16 protein-coding genes are annotated in these 20,045 nt (G+C 70.5%); 10 read left to right on the top strand and 6 right to left on the bottom strand.

The genetic code is table 11. The annotated features are described in order from the left end of the window. Nucleotides 1-2 precede the first annotated feature (2 nt). From ACN9MP_RS14745 to ACN9MP_RS14720, 6 genes are all read left to right on the top strand, one after another. A complete protein-coding gene (locus ACN9MP_RS14745) occupies nucleotides 3-1,631 on the top strand; it encodes a dipeptide ABC transporter ATP-binding protein (RefSeq protein ID WP_426321360.1) in 1,629 nt (542 codons plus the stop codon). 14 nt (nucleotides 1,632-1,645) lie between these two features. Continuing rightward, nucleotides 1,646-2,851: a PLP-dependent aminotransferase family protein gene (locus ACN9MP_RS14740; RefSeq protein ID WP_426321358.1), complete on the top strand. Its 1,206-nt coding sequence runs from the start codon at nucleotides 1,646-1,648 to the stop codon at nucleotides 2,849-2,851. Between the two features lie 131 nt (nucleotides 2,852-2,982). Continuing rightward, the gene (locus tag ACN9MP_RS14735; protein ID WP_426321356.1) at nucleotides 2,983-3,843 is read left to right on the top strand and encodes an ABC transporter substrate-binding protein; all 861 of its coding nucleotides are present in this window, start codon (nucleotides 2,983-2,985) and stop codon (nucleotides 3,841-3,843) included. 25 nt (nucleotides 3,844-3,868) lie between these two features. After that, on the top strand, nucleotides 3,869-4,729 hold the full coding sequence (locus ACN9MP_RS14730; RefSeq protein WP_426321354.1) for an amino acid ABC transporter permease: 861 nt from the start codon (nucleotides 3,869-3,871) through the stop codon (nucleotides 4,727-4,729). Continuing rightward, on the top strand, nucleotides 4,726-5,460 hold the full coding sequence (locus tag ACN9MP_RS14725) for an amino acid ABC transporter ATP-binding protein (RefSeq protein ID WP_426321352.1): 735 nt from the start codon (nucleotides 4,726-4,728) through the stop codon (nucleotides 5,458-5,460). Before ACN9MP_RS14730 ends, ACN9MP_RS14725 begins: the two co-directional genes overlap by 4 nt. A gap of 3 nt (nucleotides 5,461-5,463) precedes the next feature. Continuing rightward, nucleotides 5,464-6,825 (top strand): M20/M25/M40 family metallo-hydrolase, encoded by a 1,362-nt coding sequence (locus tag ACN9MP_RS14720; RefSeq protein ID WP_426321350.1) that lies wholly within the window; start codon nucleotides 5,464-5,466, stop codon nucleotides 6,823-6,825. Nucleotides 6,826-6,980: 155 nt separating this feature from the next. On the opposite strand, the gene ACN9MP_RS14715 is transcribed toward ACN9MP_RS14720, so the two are convergent. Continuing rightward, nucleotides 6,981-8,294 (bottom strand): NtaA/DmoA family FMN-dependent monooxygenase, encoded by a 1,314-nt coding sequence (locus ACN9MP_RS14715; RefSeq protein WP_426321348.1) that lies wholly within the window; start codon nucleotides 8,292-8,294, stop codon nucleotides 6,981-6,983. Continuing rightward, nucleotides 8,291-9,352, bottom strand: coding sequence for an LLM class flavin-dependent oxidoreductase (locus ACN9MP_RS14710; protein ID WP_426321346.1), 1,062 nt, complete (start codon nucleotides 9,350-9,352; stop codon nucleotides 8,291-8,293). Before ACN9MP_RS14710 ends, ACN9MP_RS14715 begins: the two co-directional genes overlap by 4 nt. Before the next feature lie 211 nt (nucleotides 9,353-9,563). Here ACN9MP_RS14710 and ACN9MP_RS14705 point away from each other — a divergent pair, with 211 nt between their 5' ends. Further along, on the top strand, nucleotides 9,564-11,741 hold the full coding sequence (locus ACN9MP_RS14705) for an LLM class flavin-dependent oxidoreductase (protein ID WP_426321345.1): 2,178 nt from the start codon (nucleotides 9,564-9,566) through the stop codon (nucleotides 11,739-11,741). A 374-nt stretch (nucleotides 11,742-12,115) separates the two neighbouring features. Here ACN9MP_RS14705 and ACN9MP_RS14700 read toward each other — a convergent pair whose 3' ends face one another. The 3 genes from ACN9MP_RS14700 to ACN9MP_RS14690 form a co-directional block, all read right to left on the bottom strand. Further along, a complete protein-coding gene (locus tag ACN9MP_RS14700) occupies nucleotides 12,116-13,201 on the bottom strand; it encodes an LLM class flavin-dependent oxidoreductase (protein WP_426321343.1) in 1,086 nt (361 codons plus the stop codon). Next, on the bottom strand, nucleotides 13,198-14,070 hold the full coding sequence (locus tag ACN9MP_RS14695; RefSeq protein ID WP_426321341.1) for a DUF1684 domain-containing protein: 873 nt from the start codon (nucleotides 14,068-14,070) through the stop codon (nucleotides 13,198-13,200). Before ACN9MP_RS14695 ends, ACN9MP_RS14700 begins: the two co-directional genes overlap by 4 nt. 82 nt (nucleotides 14,071-14,152) lie before the next feature. Further along, on the bottom strand, nucleotides 14,153-14,725 hold the full coding sequence (locus ACN9MP_RS14690) for a flavin reductase family protein (RefSeq protein WP_426321339.1): 573 nt from the start codon (nucleotides 14,723-14,725) through the stop codon (nucleotides 14,153-14,155). A 130-nt stretch (nucleotides 14,726-14,855) separates the two neighbouring features. Here ACN9MP_RS14690 and ACN9MP_RS14685 point away from each other — a divergent pair, with 130 nt between their 5' ends. Next, nucleotides 14,856-16,352: a protein adenylyltransferase SelO gene (locus ACN9MP_RS14685; RefSeq protein ID WP_426321337.1), complete on the top strand. Its 1,497-nt coding sequence runs from the start codon at nucleotides 14,856-14,858 to the stop codon at nucleotides 16,350-16,352. A 7-nt stretch (nucleotides 16,353-16,359) separates the two neighbouring features. Here ACN9MP_RS14685 and ACN9MP_RS14680 read toward each other — a convergent pair whose 3' ends face one another. Continuing rightward, nucleotides 16,360-16,848, bottom strand: coding sequence for a YajQ family cyclic di-GMP-binding protein (locus ACN9MP_RS14680; RefSeq protein WP_203580225.1), 489 nt, complete (start codon nucleotides 16,846-16,848; stop codon nucleotides 16,360-16,362). Nucleotides 16,849-17,112: 264 nt separating this feature from the next. Between ACN9MP_RS14680 and ACN9MP_RS14675 the strand changes: the two genes are divergently transcribed. Both ACN9MP_RS14675 and ACN9MP_RS14670 read left to right on the top strand, forming a co-directional pair. Next, nucleotides 17,113-18,342, top strand: a complete 1,230-nt coding sequence (locus tag ACN9MP_RS14675; protein ID WP_426321335.1) for a sugar ABC transporter substrate-binding protein — start codon at nucleotides 17,113-17,115, stop codon at nucleotides 18,340-18,342. 83 nt (nucleotides 18,343-18,425) lie between these two features. Further along, complete coding sequence (locus ACN9MP_RS14670) at nucleotides 18,426-20,045, top strand: ABC transporter permease subunit (RefSeq protein ID WP_426321333.1); 1,620 nt, start codon at nucleotides 18,426-18,428, stop codon at nucleotides 20,043-20,045.

The following is a 20,045-nucleotide window of genomic DNA, read 5'->3' as shown; positions in this document are numbered from 1 at the left end:
CCATGACCTCCCACGACCTCCTGCACGTCGACGGCCTGTCGGTCGCGTATGGATCCACCCCGGTCGTCTTCGACGTGGGCTTCGGGCTCGCGCGGGGCGAGAGCCTGGCGTTGATCGGCGAGTCCGGATCGGGCAAGTCCACGATCGCGCGGTCCATTCTGCGATTACTGCCCGAGGGGGCGCGCGCTCGCGGAACAGTGGAGTTCGACGGGTCCGAGATCCTCGCACTGCCCGAGCGGCGGTTCCGTCCGCTGCGCGGAAAGAGGATCGGCTTCGTCCCGCAGGACCCGGCGAACGCGCTCAATCCCGTTCGCCGAATCGGCGCACAGGCGCACGAGGCGGCGTCGCTCGTCGAGCCGCGCGACGCGAAGGCCCGGCGGCTGTTGATCCTCGACACGCTCGAGAAGGTCGGGCTCGCCGACCCGCAGCGCGTCTACGACTCGTACCCCCATCAGCTGTCGGGCGGCATGCTGCAACGTGTGCTCATCGGCCTCGCCCTCATCCCGGCACCGGCGCTCATCGTGGCGGACGAGCCCACGAGCGCCCTGGACGTCACGATCCAGAAGCGCATCCTCGATCTGCTGACCCAGCTGCAGACCGAACGCGGCATCGGACTGCTGCTGATCACGCACGATCTCGCGATCGCGGGGGAGCGCACCGACCGCATCGTGGTCCTGAAGGACGGACGCGTTCAGGATGCCGGCCCCACCGGCGACGTCTTCGCCCGACCCGGCTCGGACTACACGCTCCGCCTGCAAGCGGACGCCCCGGCGCTGAATCCGGCGCGCTACGCGGCGCTGCGCGCGGATCGGGCGCCGGTCGAGGGTGCGCCGTTGCGCATCGAGGTGTCCGCGCTGACGAAGACCTTCTCCGCCGACGCGGACGCGACGAAGGCTCTCGACGACGTCTCGTTCTCGGTGGCCGCGGGCATGACTCACGCCCTCGTCGGCGAGTCGGGGTCCGGCAAGACGACGGCGTTGCGGACGCTCCTGGGACTCGAGCATCCCGATGGCGGGACTCTCCGGGTCGACGGCGAATCGGTCGTCGGTCGCAGCGCGGAGGCGGTACGCGGCATCCGTCGCCACCTGCAACTGGTGTACCAGAACCCGTTCACGTCGCTCGACCCGTCGTGGCGCGTCGGCGCCATCGTGCGCGAGCCGCTCGAGCGCTACCGGGTCGGCGCACGACGCGAGCGGGCGGCGCGCGTGGCGGCGACGCTGGCCGCCGTGGGACTGAAGCCCGCGCACGCGCGCCGACGACCCGCGGAGCTGTCGGGCGGCCAGCGACAGCGCGTCGCCATCGCGCGGGCGCTGGTGCTCGAGCCCGATGTCATCGTTCTCGACGAGCCGACCAGCGCGCTCGACGTGAGCGTTCAGGCCGACATCCTCGAGGTGCTGTTGAAGCTGCAGGCCGAGCGGGGCCTCACCTACCTCTTCGTCTCGCACGACCTCGCACTCGTGCGGCAGGTCGCCGACACGGTCTCGGTGCTGCGCAGGGGGCGGGTCGTCGAAAGCGGCCCCGTCGAACGCGTCTTCTCCGACCCGCAGGACGACTACACGCGATCGCTGCTGTCGTCCATCCCGCGCCCGGAACCACGCCTCTCCGTTTCCGAACTCGCCCCGACCGCCTGAGACAGGAGCCTCCGATGACCCTCGACACGCTGCCCGCCCTCGACCGCCGCACCGCCCTCGTGTCGGCATTCACCGTCCCGAAGGGCTTCGGCGACCAGACCCTCCGGGAGCGCCGGGCCGACGCGATCGAGCTGCTCGGCGGCATCCCGGATCCGTCCGTACTGCCCGCACGAGAGCTCGCCGAGGCGACCGCCCGCGTGCTCTCCCAGCCGGGTCAGCCCGCGCTGCAGTACTCACGCACCGAGGGCATCCCGGCTCTTCGCGAGTGGATCGCCGCGCGCGAGGGCGTACCGGTGTCGCGCATCGTCGTGACCAACGGCGGCTTCCACGGTCTGGCGCTCGCGATCCAGACGACCGTCGAGCGGGGCGATCTCGTGGCGGTCGACAATCCGATCTTCCCGCTCTTCCTGCGCGGGCTCGAGCTCTCCGCGGCCCGCACGCTGCCGGTGCGGGTCGGTGCCGAGGGCATCGATGTGGAGGAGCTGGGCAGGCTGCTGCGCGAAGGCGCACGTCCCGCGGCGCTCTACACGGTCCCGGACTTCCACAACCCGACCCAGGGCTCCCTGCCCCTCGAGGCGCGAAAAGAGCTCGTACGGCTCGCGGAGCACTACGGGTTCGTCGTGCTGGCTGACAATCCGTACCGCGAGCTGCGGTTCTCCGGCCCGGCGCCCGAGGACGAACCGTTCAACCACTCGGAACGTGTCATCCACGTCAACACGTTCACGAAGACGCTGGGACCGGGACTGCGCCTCGGCTGGCTGGTGCTGCCGGACCGGCTCGTCCCCGATGTCGTGGCGCTGCGAAGCCGTCAGGACTCGCACTCCTCGACCCTGGTGCAGGGGGTCGTCGCCGAACTGCTGACCCACGATCCGGGCATCTTCGACGCGACGCTGGACCGGGCACGTGCGCTCTATGCCTCCCGTGCACGCGCGCTCGCCGAAGCGCTCGAGCGGGAGGCGCCGGGCGAGTTCGACGTCGAGGTGCCCGGCGGCGGGCTCTTCCTCTGGCCCCGGCTGCGCGATGCGAGCATCGACGCCGACCGACTCGCCGCCGATGCGAGCGCCGAGGGCGTGGAGTACCAGCGGGGCTCCTTCTTCCCCTCGGGACCCGGAACGGATGCTGCCCGTCACCTGCGCCTGGCCTTCGGCGACACCGCGCAGGAACGACTCGTTCAAGCTGCCGTCCGGATCGGCCGCGCACTCCACCGGCAACGCGGCTGACCCGGGCGAGCGGAGCGATCGCGGGTGTAACAATCCGACCCGTTGCGCCATGCCGTCGGGCGCCTCGCCATGATGGACCCACGGGGACCGCGACAGCACGCGGACCCGGCCACCCGACTTCTGGAGGCACCATGTCGCGCCGCGCTCGCCCGCTCTCTCTCGCCGCCGCCGGTCTGGCCGTCGCGGCGCTCGCCCTCGCGGGCTGCGCCTCGGCCGGGACTCCCGCCGCGACCGGCTCAGCATCGGATTCCGGTGAGGGCTGGGTCACTCCCGGAAAGATCACCATCGCGACGGGCGAGCCCGCCTACTACCCGTGGGTCATCGACGACGACCCCGAGTCGGGCGAGGGCTTCGAAGCCGCGGTCGCCTACGCGGTCGCCGAGGAGCTCGGCTTCGCCGCCGACGACGTCGTGTGGGTGCGGACGGGATTCGAAGAGGCGATCGCCCCCGGGCCCAAGGACTTCGACGTGAACCTGCAGCAGTTCTCCATCACCGACGAGCGCAAGAAGTCCGTCGACTTCAGCTCGCCCTACTACGAGACCACGCAGGTCGTCGTGACGACCGGCAGCTCTCCGGCTGCCGACGCCACGTCGATCGCCGATCTCAAGGACCTGCTGATCGGCGCGCAGACCGGCACGACGAGCTACACGACGATCGAGTCGGTCATCCAGCCGACTCAGGGGGCGCAGGCCTTCAACACGAACGACGACGCCAAGCTCGCGCTCGAGAACGGCCAGGTCGACGCGATCGTCGTCGACCTCCCGACGGCGTTCTACATCTCTGGTGCCGAGCTCACCGACGGCGTGCTCGTCGGTCAGCTCCCCACCCCGGAGGGCGAGACCGGGGACCAGCTCGGCTTCGTGCTCGCCAAGGACTCGCCGCTCACCTCCCAGGTCACCGAGGCTGTCGACGCCCTCCGCAAGGACGGCACCCTCGACGAGCTCGCCGCCGAGTGGCTCGGTGGTGAGGGCGAGGCGCCCGTTCTGAAGTGAGCCGGCGCGTCGTTAGCCTGGCGGCATGACTCCCGCACCGGGCCGCAAGGTGAGTGCCGTCGAGCTCGAGCGGCGCGCGTTCCGCAAGCGCCAGGGTGCGGCATCCGTCGCCATCAGCATCGTCTCGACGCTCGTCCTCGCGGTGCTCGCGTGGCTGCTGATCATCAACACGCCCGGCTGGGCGCGCGTACAGCAGCAGTTCTTCAACCTCGAGATCGCGTTCGCGTCGCTGCCGCGCGTGTGGGACGGCTTTCTCCTGAACCTGCGCGTGCTCGCCATGTCAGCGGTGCTGGTGTTCCTCTTCGGGCTGCTGCTCGCGACGGTGAGGACGCTGCGGGGGCCCGTGTGGCTGCCGCTGCGGGCGCTCGCCGCGGCGTACACCGACGTCTTCCGCGGCATCCCGCTGATCATCGTGCTGTACCTCGTCGGTTTCGGCATCCCGGGCCTGCAGCTGATTCCCGTGCGGATGCCGACCGAGTTCTGGGGCACCATCGCCATCACGCTCACCTACTCGGCGTACGTCTCGGAGGTCTTCCGCGCGGGCATCGAGGCCGTTCACCCCTCGCAGCGGCACGCGGCGCGGTCGCTGGGCCTGAGCCATGGCCAGACGATGCGGCTCGTGGTGGTGCCGCAGGCGTTCCGCAAGGTGACGCCGGCGCTGATGAACGACTTCGTCGCGATGCAGAAGGACGTCGGGCTGATCTCGCTGCTGGGCGCGGTCGATGCGGTGCGCGCCGCCCAGATCGAGACGGCGGCCTACTTCAACTTCACGCCCTACGTCGTCGCGGCGGTGCTGTTCGTGCTCCTCGCGATCCCGACGATCCGTGTGACCGACTGGTACACGGCACGGGTGCGCGCCCGGGAGCAGGTCGGGGGCATCGTATGAGCACCGTCCTCCACGTTCAGGGGGTGTGGAAGTCCTTCGGGGACCATGGCGTGCTGCGCGGCATCGATCTCGAGGTCGCGGCGGGCGAGGTGGTGGCGCTCATCGGCGCGAGCGGATCGGGCAAGTCGACCCTGCTGCGCACGGTGAACCTGCTCGAGCCCATCGACGACGGGCGCATCTGGCTGGGCGAGGTCGACATCAGCGATCCCCGTGTGGACGTCGACGACGTGCGCTCGCGCATCGGCGTCGTCTTCCAGCAGTACAACCTCTTCCCCCATTTGACCGCGCGCCAGAACATCACCCTGGCGCTCCGGCACGTGCACCGCATGAAGAGGAGCGAAGCGGATGCCGCTGCCACGGTGCTCCTCGATCGCGTCGGCCTCGCCGCCAAGGCGGACGACCACCCCGACCGTCTCTCCGGCGGACAGCAGCAGCGCGTCGCGATCGCACGGGCGGTCGCGACGTCGCCCGAGCTCCTCTTGCTCGACGAGGTCACGTCGGCACTCGACCCCGAGCTCGTGGGCGAGGTCCTCGACCTCGTGCGCGACCTCGCGGACGACGGCATGACCATCGTGATGGCGACGCACGAGATGGCGTTCGCGCGTGACGTCGCCGACCGCGTGGTCTTCCTCGACGACGGACGGATCCTCGAGCAGGGCCCGCCGGCCGAGGTGTTCGGCGCACCCCGCGAAGACCGCACGCGCGAGTTCCTCGCGCGCTTCAACTCCTGACGGGTGGTGAATCCCGTCCGACCCACGACCGAGGAGGCTTCTGTGCCCAGCCAGCTGGAGGACGAGGCGCTGCAGTTCGTCCGTGACCTCATCCGCATCGAAACGGTGAACACGGGGGTGGCGCAGACCATTGGCGACGGCGAGACGCGCGCCGCCCTCTGGGTACAGGACCGCCTCGCGGAGGTGGGCATCGCGTCGGAGCTGGTCGAATCGCGTCCGGGACGCGGATCGCTCGTCGCTCGCATCCCCGGAAGCGATCGGGATGCCGGCGCCCTGCTGGTGCACGCGCACCTCGATGTGGTGCCGGTCGAGGAGAACGACTGGACTCACCCGCCGTTCCGGGCCGACATCGAGGACGGCTACCTGTACGGCCGGGGCGCCGTCGACATGAAGAACTACGCCGGAACCGTCGTCGCCGTGGCGCGGCACTTCGCGCGGGAAGGGATCGTGCCGCGTCGCGACCTGGTATTCGCCTTCCTCGCCGACGAGGAGAGCGGCGGTGTGTGGGGGGCCGGGTGGCTGGTCGAGAACCGTCCCGAGCTGTTCGACGGCGTCACCGAGGCGCTGAGCGAGGTGGGCGGGTTCTCGGTGCCGCTGCACGCCGACCCCGCCGACGGGCGCCGCGCGTACCTGGTGGCCACGAGCGAGAAGGGCGTCGCATGGTCGACGCTGCGGGCCCGCGGGCGTGCCGCGCACGGCTCCCGACCCACCGCCGACAACGCCGTCGTGCGCCTGGCGCGGGCCGTGGCGGCTGTCGGCGAGCACCGGTTCCCGGTGGTGCGCACGCCGGCGCTGCAGCGCTTCCTCGACGTGTTCGGCGAGGCCCGTGGTCTCGCGTTCTCGGACGACTCCCTGGCCGACGACCTCGACAGCCTGGGGTTCGTGTCGACCCTCGTGGGGGCGACCACGCGCAACACCGCGACACCGACCGTGCTGAACGCGGGCGACAAGACGAACATCATCCCCGCCGAGGCCGCCGCACGGCTCGACATCCGCATCCTTCCCGGACAGGACGACGCGCTGCGCGATGGACTCCGCGAGCTCGTCGGCGACGACATCGACATCCGCGAAGGCCGCTGGTGGTCGGCGACGGAGGCGCCGGTCGACGCGCCGATCATCGACGTGCTGCAGGACGCGATCTCGGCCGAAGATCCCGACGGCGTCGTCGTGCCGTACCTGCTGCCGGCCAGCACAGACAACAAGCACTTCGCAAAGCTCGGCATCCACGGCTACGGATTCGTGCCGCTGCGCGTGCCCCGCGACTTCGACGTGTTCGCGCAGTTCCACGCCGCCGACGAACGGATCCCTGTCGACGCCCTGCACTTCTCGGCGCGCGTGACGGAACGCATCCTCCGGACCGCCTAGGAATCGCCGCGCACTCGGTGGCAGGCTTTCGTCGGCGGGCGACGCCCACAGGATGGCGCCCCCTGCGCTGACCGCAGATCAGGAGATCTGACGCACACAGGACGATCCGGGCCGAAGCGTCCTGTTGCCGCCAGATCTCCTGATCCCCCCGAGGTTCAGGCGGCCAGCTCGGCGGCTGCGCCCACCTCGGGCAGCCCGAGATTCTCGCGCAGCGTCGTGCCCACGTACTCCGTCGGGTAGATCCCGCGCTCCTGCAGCTCGGGAATGAGCCCGTCGACGATGTCGTCGAGGCCCTCCGGCACGAGGTAGGGCGAGACGTTGAACCCGTCGACCGCTCCCGAATCGACGTACTGGCCGATGCGGTCGGCGATCGTGGAGTACCCGCCCACGAACGTGCGCAGCGATGACCGCTTGATGACGAACTCCCGGATCGAGAGCCCCTCGGCGGCCGCACTCGCGCGCCACTCGCGTGCCGTCTCGAGGGCGCGGCGACCCTGGAACAGCGACCCGCGCTGCCCGTCCACCTCGTCCACCACGGGGTCGATGTCAGGGAGGGGGCCGTCGGCGTCGAACTCGGTGAGGTCGCGTCCCCAGATCGGCTCGAGGAAGCGGATCGCGGTCTGCGGCGACACCTGCGCGCGCGTGACCCACTCGGCCTTGTCCCGGGCCTCGGCGTCGCTCGCCGCAAGGATGAACTGCGCGCCCGGGAAGAACTTCAGGTCCTCCTCGCCCCGCCCGTGGCGCGGCAGCCGCCGGCGCACGTCAGCCGCGAACGCCGCTGCGTCCTCCAGGCCCGGGTGACCCGAGAAGATGACGTCTGCGCTCGAAGCCGCGAACTCCCGGCCCTCGTCGGAGTCGCCGGCCTGGAACAGCACCGGCCGACCCTGCGCGCTCGGCGGTAGCGGCGCGGGTCCCTCGAACGAGACCAGCTGATCGGCGACCGACACCGGCGTGCCGACGCCGTCGGCTCCGGCATCCCACAGCCGCTGTGCGGCGGCGACGAACTGCGCCGCGCGGCGGTAGCGGTTGGCGTGCTCCAGATATCCGCCGCGGCGGAAGTTGGCACCGGTCCAGGCGTTGTCGGTCGTGACGATGTTCCACCCGGCGCGACCTTCGCTCAGGAGGTCGAGGGAGTTGAGGCGCTTGGCGAGGTCGTACGGGTCGTTGTACGTCGTGTTCTGCGTGGCGACGAGGCCGATGCGCTCGGTGACGGCTGCCAACGCGGCGAGCTGCGTCTGCGCGTCGGGACGACCGGCGATGTCGAGGTCGTGGATGCGGCCGAAGTGCTCGCGCAGGCGCAGTCCCTCGCCGAGGAAGAAGGCGGAGAACAGCCCCCGCTCGGCGGTCTGGGCGATGCGGCGGAACGACTCGAAGTCGTACTGCGAGCCGCTGCGGTCGCTCGACCAGATCGTGCCGAAGTTCACGCCCTGGAAGAAGACTCCGAACTGGATGCGGCGGGACGCGGTCATGCGAACTCCTTCACGGCGGTGGTGGCATAGCGGCTGGCGGGGCGTTCGAGGCCGAGCGCGTCGCGGAGCGTCTCGCCCGCCCGCGGCGAACGGAAGCCGATGCGCTCCCGCAGGGCCGGCAGGACGACGCGCCCCGCCTCTTCGACATCGACATCGAGCTCTGCGACGTGCAGACGGACGCCGTCGACGGATGCCGCGAGCCCGGCGATCAGCGCGACCAGACCGTCCGCGCCCCCCACGTGGCGCAAGCGCCCGACGTCGGTCCAGCCGCCGAGGGCGCCGAGGCGTCGAGCCGCGGGAACGCCCCGCGCGTCGAGCACGACCTCGACCTCCGCCCAGACGAGCGCCGCGCCGGAGGCACGCGCTCGGGATGCCGCATCCGAGATCTCCGCCGGATCGGCAGCCGTGACCAGCGCGACGTCGGCACCCCTGGTCCCCGCGGGCGCCACCACGACCGGCTGCCCCTGCGGAGGCCGCGGTGTGATGAGCGGGCCCTTGACCGAGAAGCTGTCGCCCTCGAAGTCGACGTAGTGGAGCTTGTCGGCGTCGAGATAGCGGCCGGTTGCGGCGTCCCGGATGACGGCGTCGTCCTCCCACGAATCCCACAGGCGCCGCGCGACCTCGATGACGTCGTGGCGCTCGCGGGCGAGCTCGGCGTCGGTCAGGGCCTCGCGCCCGTACGCGGCGGCTTCACGCGCGGTTCCCGAGCCCTCGGCGATCCAGCCCGCGCGACCGTTCGAGGCCCAGTCGAGGCTGGCGAGTTGCGTCGCCACATGGAACGGCTCGCTGAAGGCGACGTGCGCGACCGGCACGAGCCCGATGGCCGACGTGAGCGGAGCGACGAACGCGGCGCGCTGCACGCCATCGAGCCGCGCGACCGCATCGCCGGCCGGCAGGGGCGAGTCCTCGAACGTCACGGCGGTGAAGCCGAAGCGCTCGGCGGCCGCGACCCGGGAGGCGAGAAGGCGGGGCGACAGCCCGGCAGAGGCGGAGGATGCCGCGGGGTGGGCGCCGTGGGCGTCCAGCTCGAGGGCGACGGCGAACGGGATGTCGGACATGCGAGCCAACGTAGGTCTCGGCCGGCGCACCGGGCTGCTGTGCGTCGGCCGATTCCGCCGTGTGACGTCGCGTGTCAGACCGTCACGATCCATGTCGCTCGCCGAAGGCCTCGGTTCGGCGATCCGGCGCCCACCGGCCTAGCGTCCTCGTACCGGCGCGCGCCCCCGCACCCCCGCACCACCGACTCCGCGCCGCCGATCGAGGAGCCCCATGTCCCGCGTTCCGCTCTCGGTCCTCGACCTCTCGCCGTTCGGCACGGGTCAGACGGCCGCCGGCGGCCTGCGTGCCAGCATCGAACTGGCGCAGGCGGCCGAGCGCCTCGGCTACCGGCGCTACTGGGTCACCGAGCATCATTTCAACCCCGGCATCGCCGGCGCGGCGCCGCACGTGCTGCTGGCTTCCGTCGCGGCGGCGACGCGCAGCATCCGTATCGGCACCGCCGCCACGATCATCGGCAACTACTCCCCGGCGCAGGTCGCCGAGGCCGCCGGCGTCGTGGCGCAGCTGCACCCCGGCCGCTTCGACCTCGGCATCGGCCGCTCAGGATCACGCAGCGCCGCTGCCACCGCCCTGCCCGCGGCCGGGCACGATCGCGTGGTCGACGGCCTGCTTCTTCCCGCGTCCCGCCCGTTCGCCGGGTTCGACTCCGAGCGCTTCGTGGTGCAGGCGCGGCTGCTGGGCCGCACCGACGCCGACGGCGAGCGTTTCGCCGAGGATGTCGCGGACATCCTGTCGTTCTTCGACGGCACGTTCACTCCGCCCGAAGGTGTGCCGATCCACGTCACGCCCGCCGAGGGCGCCGACGTCACCGTCTGGATCCACGGCTCCACCGCCGGCCCGAGCGCTCGCCTCGCCGGCGAGCTCGGGCTGCCCTTCGGCGCGAACTACCACGTCGCGCCCGGCTTCGTGCTCGAGGCGATCGCCGAGTATCGCGCCGCATTCCGCCCCGGCCGCATCGCCGAGCCCCACGTCATCGTGTCGGTCGACGCCGTCGTCGCGGAGACGGATGCCGCGGCCCGCCGCCTCGCCGCGGGTTACGGTCGATGGGTGCACAGCATCCGCGCCGGACAGGGCGCCGTCCCCTTCCCTTCGCCCGACGAGGCCGCAGCCGATCCGCTGTCGGAGGCCGAGCTCGCCGTCGTGCGCGACCGCCTCGACACACAGTTCGTCGGCTCGGCGGAGACGGTGGTCGAGCGGCTCGAGACGCTGCAGCGCGTGACCGGGGCCGACGAGCTCCTCGTCACCACGGTCACTCACGACCCCGCGGACCGGGTGCGCTCGTATGAGCTCCTCGCCCAGGCATGGGAGCCCGCGCCCTCCGCGGAGGCGCGGGAGGCAGCATCCGTTCCTGCCGACTGGACCATCCGGCTCGTTCGCACCGAGGAGTACGAGAGGGCGGGAGAGGTGACCGCCGACGCGTACCTGGCGAGCTACGACTCGCTGTCGCCCGAGTACGTCGCGTCGCTGCGCGACGTGGCGAGCCGCGTGCGCGGGGGAGATGTCTGGGTCGCCGTCGAACCGGGCGGTGAGATCCTCGGGACGGTGTGGGTGGCGCGTCCGAATCGCCCGCTCGCCGAGGTGGCCCTGCCCGGCGAGACGGACTTCCGGCAGCTCGCGGTGGCCCCTGCCGCCCGGGGCCGGGGCGTCGGAGAGGCACTCACCCGTCACGTCATCGCCCTCGCGCGCGAGCGCGGCTCGCATCGCGTGGTGATGAACAGCGGCCCCGAGATGACCGGCGCCCATGCGCTGTACGCGAAGCTCGGGTTCCAGAGGCTGCCGGAGCGCGAGGGCGCGTGGGAGGTGCAGCCCGGCCGCTGGATCGAGCTGTACACGTTCGGCTACGACCTCGCACCCGAGCCCGCGGCGGAGACGCCCCCCGAGCGCTCGTGGACCCTCGAGACGGTTCCGTGGGACGACCCGCGCGCCGAAGCGCTGCGCGCGGAGATGGACGTAGAAGTCTCGCCCCGGTACGCGGACCGACTCACGGATGCCGCCCCCGCGGCGGCCGAGGAGGCCCAGCGCACGTTCGCGGTCGACCCCGACACGATCGTCGCGACCGTGCTCGCCGTGGACGCCGCCGGCGACGCGGTGGGTCACGCCGCGCTGCGCGATCTCGCCCACGACGGCACGCGCGACCTCGAGGTGAAGCGCGTGTTCGTGAAGCCGCGCGCACGTGGCACGGGCGCGAGCCGCGCACTCATGGGGGAGCTCGAGCGGATCGCGCAGGATCGCGGCGCGGGCCGGCTGATCCTGCAGACCGGCGACCGCCAGCACGACGCCGTGGTGCTGTACGAGCGCATCGGCTATCGCCGGATCCCGATCTTCGAGCCGTACAAGACGTTCGCGTTCTCGCAGTGCTTCGAGAAGGAGCTCGCGCCGCCGGTGTAGGGGTTGGGGGTTGGCGACGCAGCCGCGCGTGACACTTTCGCCGCCGCGGCGGTGGGTGAAGGTGACGCGTGTGGTCGCAAACCCCATGTGGGGACGGCCAGAGGTGACGCTTCGCCGGCGCGGGGTTGGTGGAGGTGACGCGTGTGGTCGAAATGCCTTGCGGATTCGGCCGCGGGTGACACCTTCGGCCGGTGAGGGTGGGTGGAGGTGGCGGGTGTGGTCGCAAACCCCAGGTGGAGACGGCCAGAGGCGACACTTGCGCCGGTGAGGGTGGGAAGAGGTGGCGGGTGTGGTCGCAAACCCCAGGTGGAGACGGCCAGAGGCGACACTTTCGCCGGCGCCCGCTCGACGCGCTCTGATCCGTCACCCGCAGCTCATGCGGTCGCGAGCTCGCGCTCCCGCCGACCGAGCGGGTCGGCATCCGTCCACAGCGCCGTCGGGAAGTCCCGCCGCAGCACCGGCGCGACCTCCAGCGCGAACCGCTCGAGGATCTCGAGCTGCTGCGCGAACGGCACCGTCGTAGGCAGGCTGATCGACTGCAGGTCGTGCTCGAGGCGTCCGTGGAACCGCGCGATCTTGTCGACCACCTGCTGCGGGGTGCCCACGAGGGCCGGGCCTTCGGCGACGGCGTGCTCGATGTCGCGGAACGGGGTGTTGTTGCCGGGCACGTTGGTGGCGGCCACGATCGCGTTGTACACGGGGCCGTACTGCGCGATCGCCTCCTGCGTCGTGTCGGCGATGAAGAGCGCTCCCGAGCCCGCGGCGACGAACGCGCCCGCCGGATCATGGCCGTGCCGTGCGTACTCCGAGCGGTAGTGGTCGACCAGCACGCCGTAGTTCTCGAGCGGCTGGATGGCGTTCGCGCTGAACAGCGGGTCGCCGAAGCGCGCTGCGAGCCCCGCGGAGAAGAGCGTCGTCGCAGATCCGTGCCACACGCGGGGCGCGCCCGCGAACGGCCGCGGCAGGGTCGTCACGCCCGACAGCGGCCGCGTGAACTCCGTGCCCGGCCAGGTGACGTCCTCCTCGCGCCAGAGCGTCCGCAGCAGCTCGTACTTCTCGGCGAGCAGCTCCCACTGGTCGTCGATGTCGAGGCCGAACAGCGGAAACTGCGCGACCTCGTTGCCCTTGCCGATCGTGATGTCGAGCCGGCCGCCGGAGAGCTGGTCGATGGTCGCGTAGTCCTCGGCGACGCGCACGGGATCCAGTACTGAGAGCACCGTCACGCCGGAATTGAGGCGGATGCTGCGCGTCTGCGCCGCGATCGCACCCAGCAGTACCGTCGGCGACGAGGAGATGAAGTGCCCGGCATGGCGTTCGCCGATGGCCACGGCATCCAGCCCCAGTTCCTCGGCGCGGATCGCCTGCTGCAGGGTCTCGGCGAAGCGTTCGGAGGGCGAGACCTGCCGCCCCGTGATCGGGTCGGCGCGGTACGGGATGATGTCGAGCAGCTGGAACCTCATGCGGCCACCCCCGGCGCCACGAGCTCGGCGCTCGAGACGACCCGGGCGAGCGGCTTCTTCTCGCCGGCCTCGATGCCGATCGGCAGGCGGTTGCCCTCCGGCGGCAGCGGGCATGTGGCGAAGTCGGTGTACGCGCACGGCAGGTTGACGGCACGGTTGAAGTCGACCGTGGTCCAGCCGCCGGCGTCCGGGGCGTCGACCGCCACTGACCGGTTCGCGGCGTAGGTGGTGATCCCGCTCGTCGCGTCGGTGAACAGGACGAGGAGGGAGCCGGGGGCCTTGCCCTCGAAGGCGGTCAACGCGAATTCCTCGCCGCGCCACGAGAATTCGAGTACCCCGGGGGCGTCGTACACGTGCGTGAGCCCGTCGACCGCGGCGCCGACCTCCGTCGGCCGCGGGGCGTCGAACGGGACGAAGCGCGCGGCGACGCGCCAGCGCGGGTTCGGCACGTAGGTCGGGGTGCCCGCATACTCCGCGAGGAACGGGTGATCGGCCCGTCGGGGGCGCAGGATGGTGTGCCCGCCGCGGATCGCGATCTCGACCGCGCCGGCGACGTCGCCGTCTGTGAAGGTGGGGGTGACGCTGCCCCGTTCGGCGATCGGGCCGAAGGCGTGCGTGCCGGTGATCGTCTCGCCCTCCAGCGTCAGGCTCTCCGCCTCTGCGAGCTGGGCGACCACGCCGCCGTCGCCGAGACGCCAGGTGCCGGGCGCCCCGGGAAGAGCGATCGGGTCGCTGCCGAGCCAGTGGAGGCCCGTGATCGCGAAGAAGCCGAGGGAGTCGGCGCGCCGCGTCTCATGGTGGCGGTGCCACTCCTCCCATTCGCGTCCGAACCGCGCGCGGTCGAGGTCGGTGTTCAGCGTGGTGTTCATGGGTGGTGCTCCTCGAAGGATGGAAGGGGAACGGATGCTGCGGCCTCGGCCGCTGCGGATCACACGCGGTGGTCCGCGAGCGTCAGCCGACGCGGGAGTGGTCGCCGAGCCGATGCCAGCCGCGGTTGTGGTAGACGAGGGCACCGCCCCGGGCGGTGTCGGTCTCCTCCCGGGCGATGTGGGCCTGCACCGCATGTGCGGCGATGACCGTCGAGCCGCCGGCATCCATCCGGCTGACCACGGCGCAACGCACCCATGCGCGCACGCCGCGGAAGACGGGCTCGCCGGTGGGAAGAGGCGCCCACGACTCGGAGTCGGCGAAGCGGTCGACGCCGCTCGTCGCCCCCAGCCGCGCGAGATCGATGTCGTCGGCGTCGAGCAGATGCACGACCACCGACTCGGCGGCGAGGATCGTGGGCGTCGACGAGGAGATCGACGACACCGAGAACACCAGAAGGGGCGGATCGGCACTCACCGACGACACGGACGACGCGGTGAGCGCGACCGGACCGCCCGGCCCCGTCGCCGTGATGACGGCGACGCCGCTGGGGTGCCCACGGAAGAGCGTGCGGAACTCCACCGGGGAGATCGCGCCGCCGATCGAACGCGTCGTGGGCTGCTGATCGGTCGCGGAGGCACTCGGGAGAGCGGTCATGGCCCGACGGTAGGCGCGGCTCCCCGGCCGGAGCAGAGTCGGAATGAAACACGAGGAAACGCGCCGTCATACGGCGGCGCACGAGGTCATCGGAGGTGCTGGTCCCCATGCCATCGGCTTGCATGGGGGCATGTCGAGCATCTGGACGAGCGCCACCGTCGTTCGGGCCGCCGGGGCGCCGAGGCTCGAGCAGACGTGGGCCGAGTCGTTCCCCGAGCTGTCCCAGCCCGTCATCCCGGTGCGGCCTCCCGACCCGCGGCTCCTCGCGCTGAACGAGGAGGTCGCGCGCGACCTGGACCTCGACCCCGCTTACCTCGCCTCCGCCGACGGCATCCGCTTCCTCACCGGGGAGTCGGCTCCGGCGGGTCGGTCGCCCGTCGCCCAGCTGTACGCCGGGCACCAGTGGGGCGTCTTCACGCCGGTGCTGGGCGATGGGCGCGCCGCGCTTCTCGGCGAGCGTCGCGACAGCCACGGCCGGCTGCGAGATGTGCATCTGAAGGGCATCGGGCCGACCCCGCTGTCGCGCGTCGACGGATACGCGGTCGTGGGGCCGATGCTCCGTGAGTTCCTGATGGGCGAGGCCCTGCACGCCCTCGGAATACCCACCACTCGCATGCTCGCGGTGGTCGCCACGGGCAGAGACCGAGAGCTCGACGGCGTCGTCCTGCCCGGAGCTGTTCTCGCCCGAACAGCGCCCAGCCACGTGCGCTTCGGCTCGTTCGAGTACGTGCGCGCCCAGGGGGACGTGGCGCTGCTGCGCCGGCTCGCTGACCATGTCATCGCGCGTCATCATCCGCAGGCGGCCGGGGCGCGGCATCCGTATCGGGCTCTCCTCCAGGAGGTCGTCGGTGCCGTCGCCGCCCTTACCGCGGACTGGATGCGCGTCGGCTTCGTGCACGGCGTGCTCAGCACCGACAACGTGCTCGTAGCCGCCGAGACAATCGACTACGGACCGTGCGCCTTCCTGGACGCCTATGAGCCGGGCGCCTCCTTCAGCTCGATCGATCGGTTCGGGCGCTACGCGTATGACAAGCAGCCGTCGATCACGAAGTGGAACCTGGAGCGACTCGGCGAGGCGCTGGCGCCGCTGCTCGCGGACGAGAAGACAGCGGGGGAGGCGGTCGCCGCCGAGATCGTCGACGGATTCGATGCGCAATACCGGCGACGCTGGGCCGACGCCTTCCGGGCGAAGCTGGGGCTCGATGCAGGGATCGGATCGGCCGACGCCGTCGCGCTCGCCGACGGTGCTCTCGCGCTGCTCGCCGAGCACAGCGTTGACTTCACGGGCTTCTGGCGGGACCTCGCCACGGCGGCCGAGGGCGACGAGCGAGCGGTTCGAGATCGATTCCTCGGACCGGTGCCGCAGTTCGATGCGTGGCTGGTGCGGTGGCGCGCGCTAAGGCCCGACGCCGGGAGGATGCGTGCGGTGAATCCCCACTACATCGCCCGGAACCACATCGTCGAAGAGGCGCTGGACCAGGCGACCGAGGGCGACCTCGTACCGTTCCAGCGGCTCGTCGAACTCCTCGGCGACCCCTACACCGAGCGCCCGGGGAGTGAGTACCGGCGGTTCGCGCGGCCGGCCCCGACGGGGAGCCCACCGCATCGCACGTTCTGCGGCACCTGAACAGGCGTCAGCGGTAGTTGACGAACTGGAGGTCGACGTCGAGGTCGGCGGCCTTCAGCAGGCGCTGCACCTCCTGCAGGTCGTCGCGCGACTTCGACTGCACGCGCAGCTCGTCGCCCTGGATCTGCGACTTGACCGACTTCGGGCCCTCGTCGCGGATGATCTTCGAGATCTTCTTCGCGTTCTCCGAAGAGATGCCGTCTTTGATCGTCGAGACGATCCGGTACTCCTTGCCGCTCGCGAAGGGCTCGCCCGACTCGAGGCTCTTCAAAGAGATGCCGCGCTTGATGAGCTTGGACTGGAAGACGTCGAGCACCGCCTTCGCGCGCTCCTCGGTGCTCGCCTTGATGAGCACCGACTCACCGCTCCATTCGACAGAGGCGCCCGTGCCCTTGAAGTCGTAGCGCTGCTCGATCTCTTTGCGCGCCTGGTTGAGGGCGTTCTCCGCCTCCTGGTGGTCGACCTTGCTGACGATGTCGAACGAGGAATCTGCCATGCTCCGCAGTCTATCGGCGGCCCCGTCAGCACGGAGAGAGACGGATGCCGCGACCTGGGGTCGGCGACCGGATCAGCGTGCAAGCGATTCCAAGTCAGCGGCGAATCATCACGACGAGATATCGATCAGAACCCCGCCTTGCCATATGCGTCTTGGTCGCTTAGAAATGTAAGCGCTTGCAATCGCAGGCGAGAGTCGAGCCCGCACCGTCGCGACCGGCAGTGCGGCCGGACTCACTCAGCACTCCAGAGAGGCACTGCACCGATGAAGGTGAACAAGAAGAGCTGGCTCGCATTCGGCGGTCTCGCCGTCGCGTCGATCGTGCTCGGCGGCTGCGCAAGCGGCGGCGCAGACGCAGGTTCGTCCGACGAGGGCGACGCCACGTCGACGCTGACCGTGTGGGTCGACTCCGAGCGTGTGGACGCGCTCCAGGGCGCCGCCGACGCGTACAGCGACAAGACCGGCGTCAAGGTCGACCTGGTCGGCAAGGACGTCAGCACGATCAAGGACGACTTCATCCAGCAGGCGCCGACCGGCAAGGGCCCGGATGTCGTCATGGGCGCGCACGACTGGCTCGGCGAGCTGTCGACCAACGGCGTCGTCGCCCCGATCGAGCTCGGCGACACCTCGGCCGACTACCTCCCGGTCGCGCTGCAGGCGTCGAACTACGAGGGCACCACCTACATGCTCCCGTACGCGGTGGAGAACATCGCGATCCTGCGCAACGCCGACCTCATCCCGGAGGCCGCCACCAGCTTCGACGACATGATCGCGAAGGGACAGGCCGCCGGCCTCACCACCCCGTTCGTCGTCGAGCAGGGCGCCGAGGGCAACCCGTACCACCTGTACCCGTTCCAGACGGCGTTCGGCGCCCCGGTGTTCGGCACCGACGCCGAGGGCAACTACGACCCGACCGACCTGCAGCTCGGCAGCGCGGGCGGCTTCGAGTTCGCGAACTGGCTCGGCGCGCAGGGCGCGGCCGGCAACTTCAACACCGACATCGACGGCGACATCGCGAAGACCAAGTTCCTCGAGGGCGAGGCCGCGTTCTGGCTCACCGGCCCGTGGAACGTCGGCACCGCCACCGACGCCGGCATCAACGTCGCGATCGACCCGGTCCCCAGCCCGACCGGGGCCGTGGCCTCGCCGTTCGCCGGCGTGAAGGGCTTCTTCGTGAGCTCCGAGTCCGACAACAAGGTCGCCGCGAACGACTTCCTCGTCAACTACATCGGCACCGAAGACGTGCAGCTCGAGCTGTTCAAGGCGGGCAACGTGCTTCCGGCCCTCACTGCGGCGGCCGACACCGCGGCAGCCGACCCGATCATCGCCGGCTTCCAGGCCGTCGGCGCTGACGCGGTGCCGATGCCCGCGATCCCGGCCATGGGTGCGGTGTGGCAGTTCTGGGGCGTGGCCGAGGCGGCCATCATCAACGGCGCCGACCCGACGGCGACGTGGCAGAAGCTCACCGACGACGTGAGCGCGGCCATCAAGTAAGCCCCCCAGCGGTCTCGCGACCGCGACAGGCGACCGGGACGGATGCCGCGGCATCCGTCCCGGTCCCGATGACGAGGACGACCATGACCCAGACTCTCACCCCCGAGACCGACGAGAAGGCCGCAGCCCAGACGCCGCGTCAGCGCAGCGCCGCTCGCACGGCCGACGCCGCCGGCGGCCGCCTGCGCTGGCTGATCGCGAAGATCGCCCTGCTGGCTGTGGTCGACGCCGTCGCGCTGTACGCCGTGTTCGTGCTGTTCCTCCACAGCGAATGGCTCGTGCTGGCGGTGGTGGCGGCCGTCACCGTCCTCGTCAACTGGATCTACTTCTCGCGCAAGCAGATCCCGGCCAAATACCTCGCGCCGGGCATCATCCTGCTGATCGTCTTCCAGATCTTCACGCTCACGTACACGGCGTACATCGGCTTCACCAACTACGGCACGGGTCACAACGGCTCGAAGGATCAGGCGGTCGCCTCGCTCATGCGGTCGTCGCTCGTCCGCGTCGAGGATTCGCCGACGTACGACGTCACCGTGGTGGAGCAGTTCGGCGAACTCGGACTGCTCGTGACCGATCCGACCGATGGTGAGACGTCCCTCGGCACCAACTCCCAGCCCCTTCAGCCCGTCGACGCCACCATGGAAGGCGGCAAGGCGGTCGCCGTCGAGGGATGGACGACGCTGACGTTCGCCGATGTGCTGGCGCGCAGCAACGAGGTGGAAGAACTCGCCGTCGCCTACAGCGACGACCCCAACGACGGGGCGATCCGCACTCAGGACGGTCAGAAGGGCTACCTGTACACGTCGACGCTCTTGTACGATCCCGCCGCCGACACGATGACCGACACCACCACGGGAGTCGTCTACGCCGACACGGGCGAGGGAGCGTTCACCGCCGAATCCGGTGAGCAGCTGCTTCCCGGCTGGCAGGTCTTCGTCGGGTTCGACAACTTCGTCCGGGCGCTGACCGACACCTCGATCCGCGGACCGCTGCTCGCGGTGACCGCGTGGACGTTCGTCTTCGCCGCGATCTCCGTCGCGTCGACGTTCTTCCTCGGGCTGCTGCTGGCGCTGCTGTTCCAGAACAAGCGCATGCGCTTCAAGAACGGCTACCGGATCATGCTGATCCTGCCGTACGCGTTCCCCGCGTTCCTCTCGGCACTCATCTGGGCCGGCATGATGAACGAGAGCTTCGGCTTCATCAACCAGGTGATCTTCGGCGGAGCCGAGATCCCCTGGCTCACCGACCCGTTGCTCGCGAAGATCTCGGTGCTGATCGTCAACCTCTGGCTCGGCTTCCCCTACATGTTCCTCGTGTGCATGGGGGCGCTGCAGGGCATTCCCGAGGAGGTCAGCGAAGCCGGCGTCATGGACGGCGCCAGTCCCTGGCAGATCTTCCGCCGCATCAAGCTGCCGCTGCTGCTGGTGACGGTGACGCCGCTCCTGATCGCGTCGTTCGCGTTCAACTTCAACAACTTCAACCTGATCTACATGCTCACGGGCGGCGGGCCGCGCTTCGCCGACGTGTCGATCCCCGTCGGGCACACCGACATCCTGATCTCGATGGTCTACAAGGTGGCGTTCACCGGTCAGAACCGTGACTACGGACTGGCCTCGGCCTTCACGATCCTCATCTTCATCGTCGTGGCGACCATCGCGATCGTCAGTTTCCGCAAGACCAAGGCACTCGAGGAGCTGAACTGA

Source organism: Microbacterium sp. E-13, from assembly GCF_049912955.1.
In the GTDB taxonomy this organism is placed as follows: Bacteria; Actinomycetota; Actinomycetes; order Actinomycetales; family Microbacteriaceae; genus Microbacterium.
Note: the sequence above shows the minus strand (reverse complement) of the source record. Positions and strands in the feature narration are given on the sequence as shown.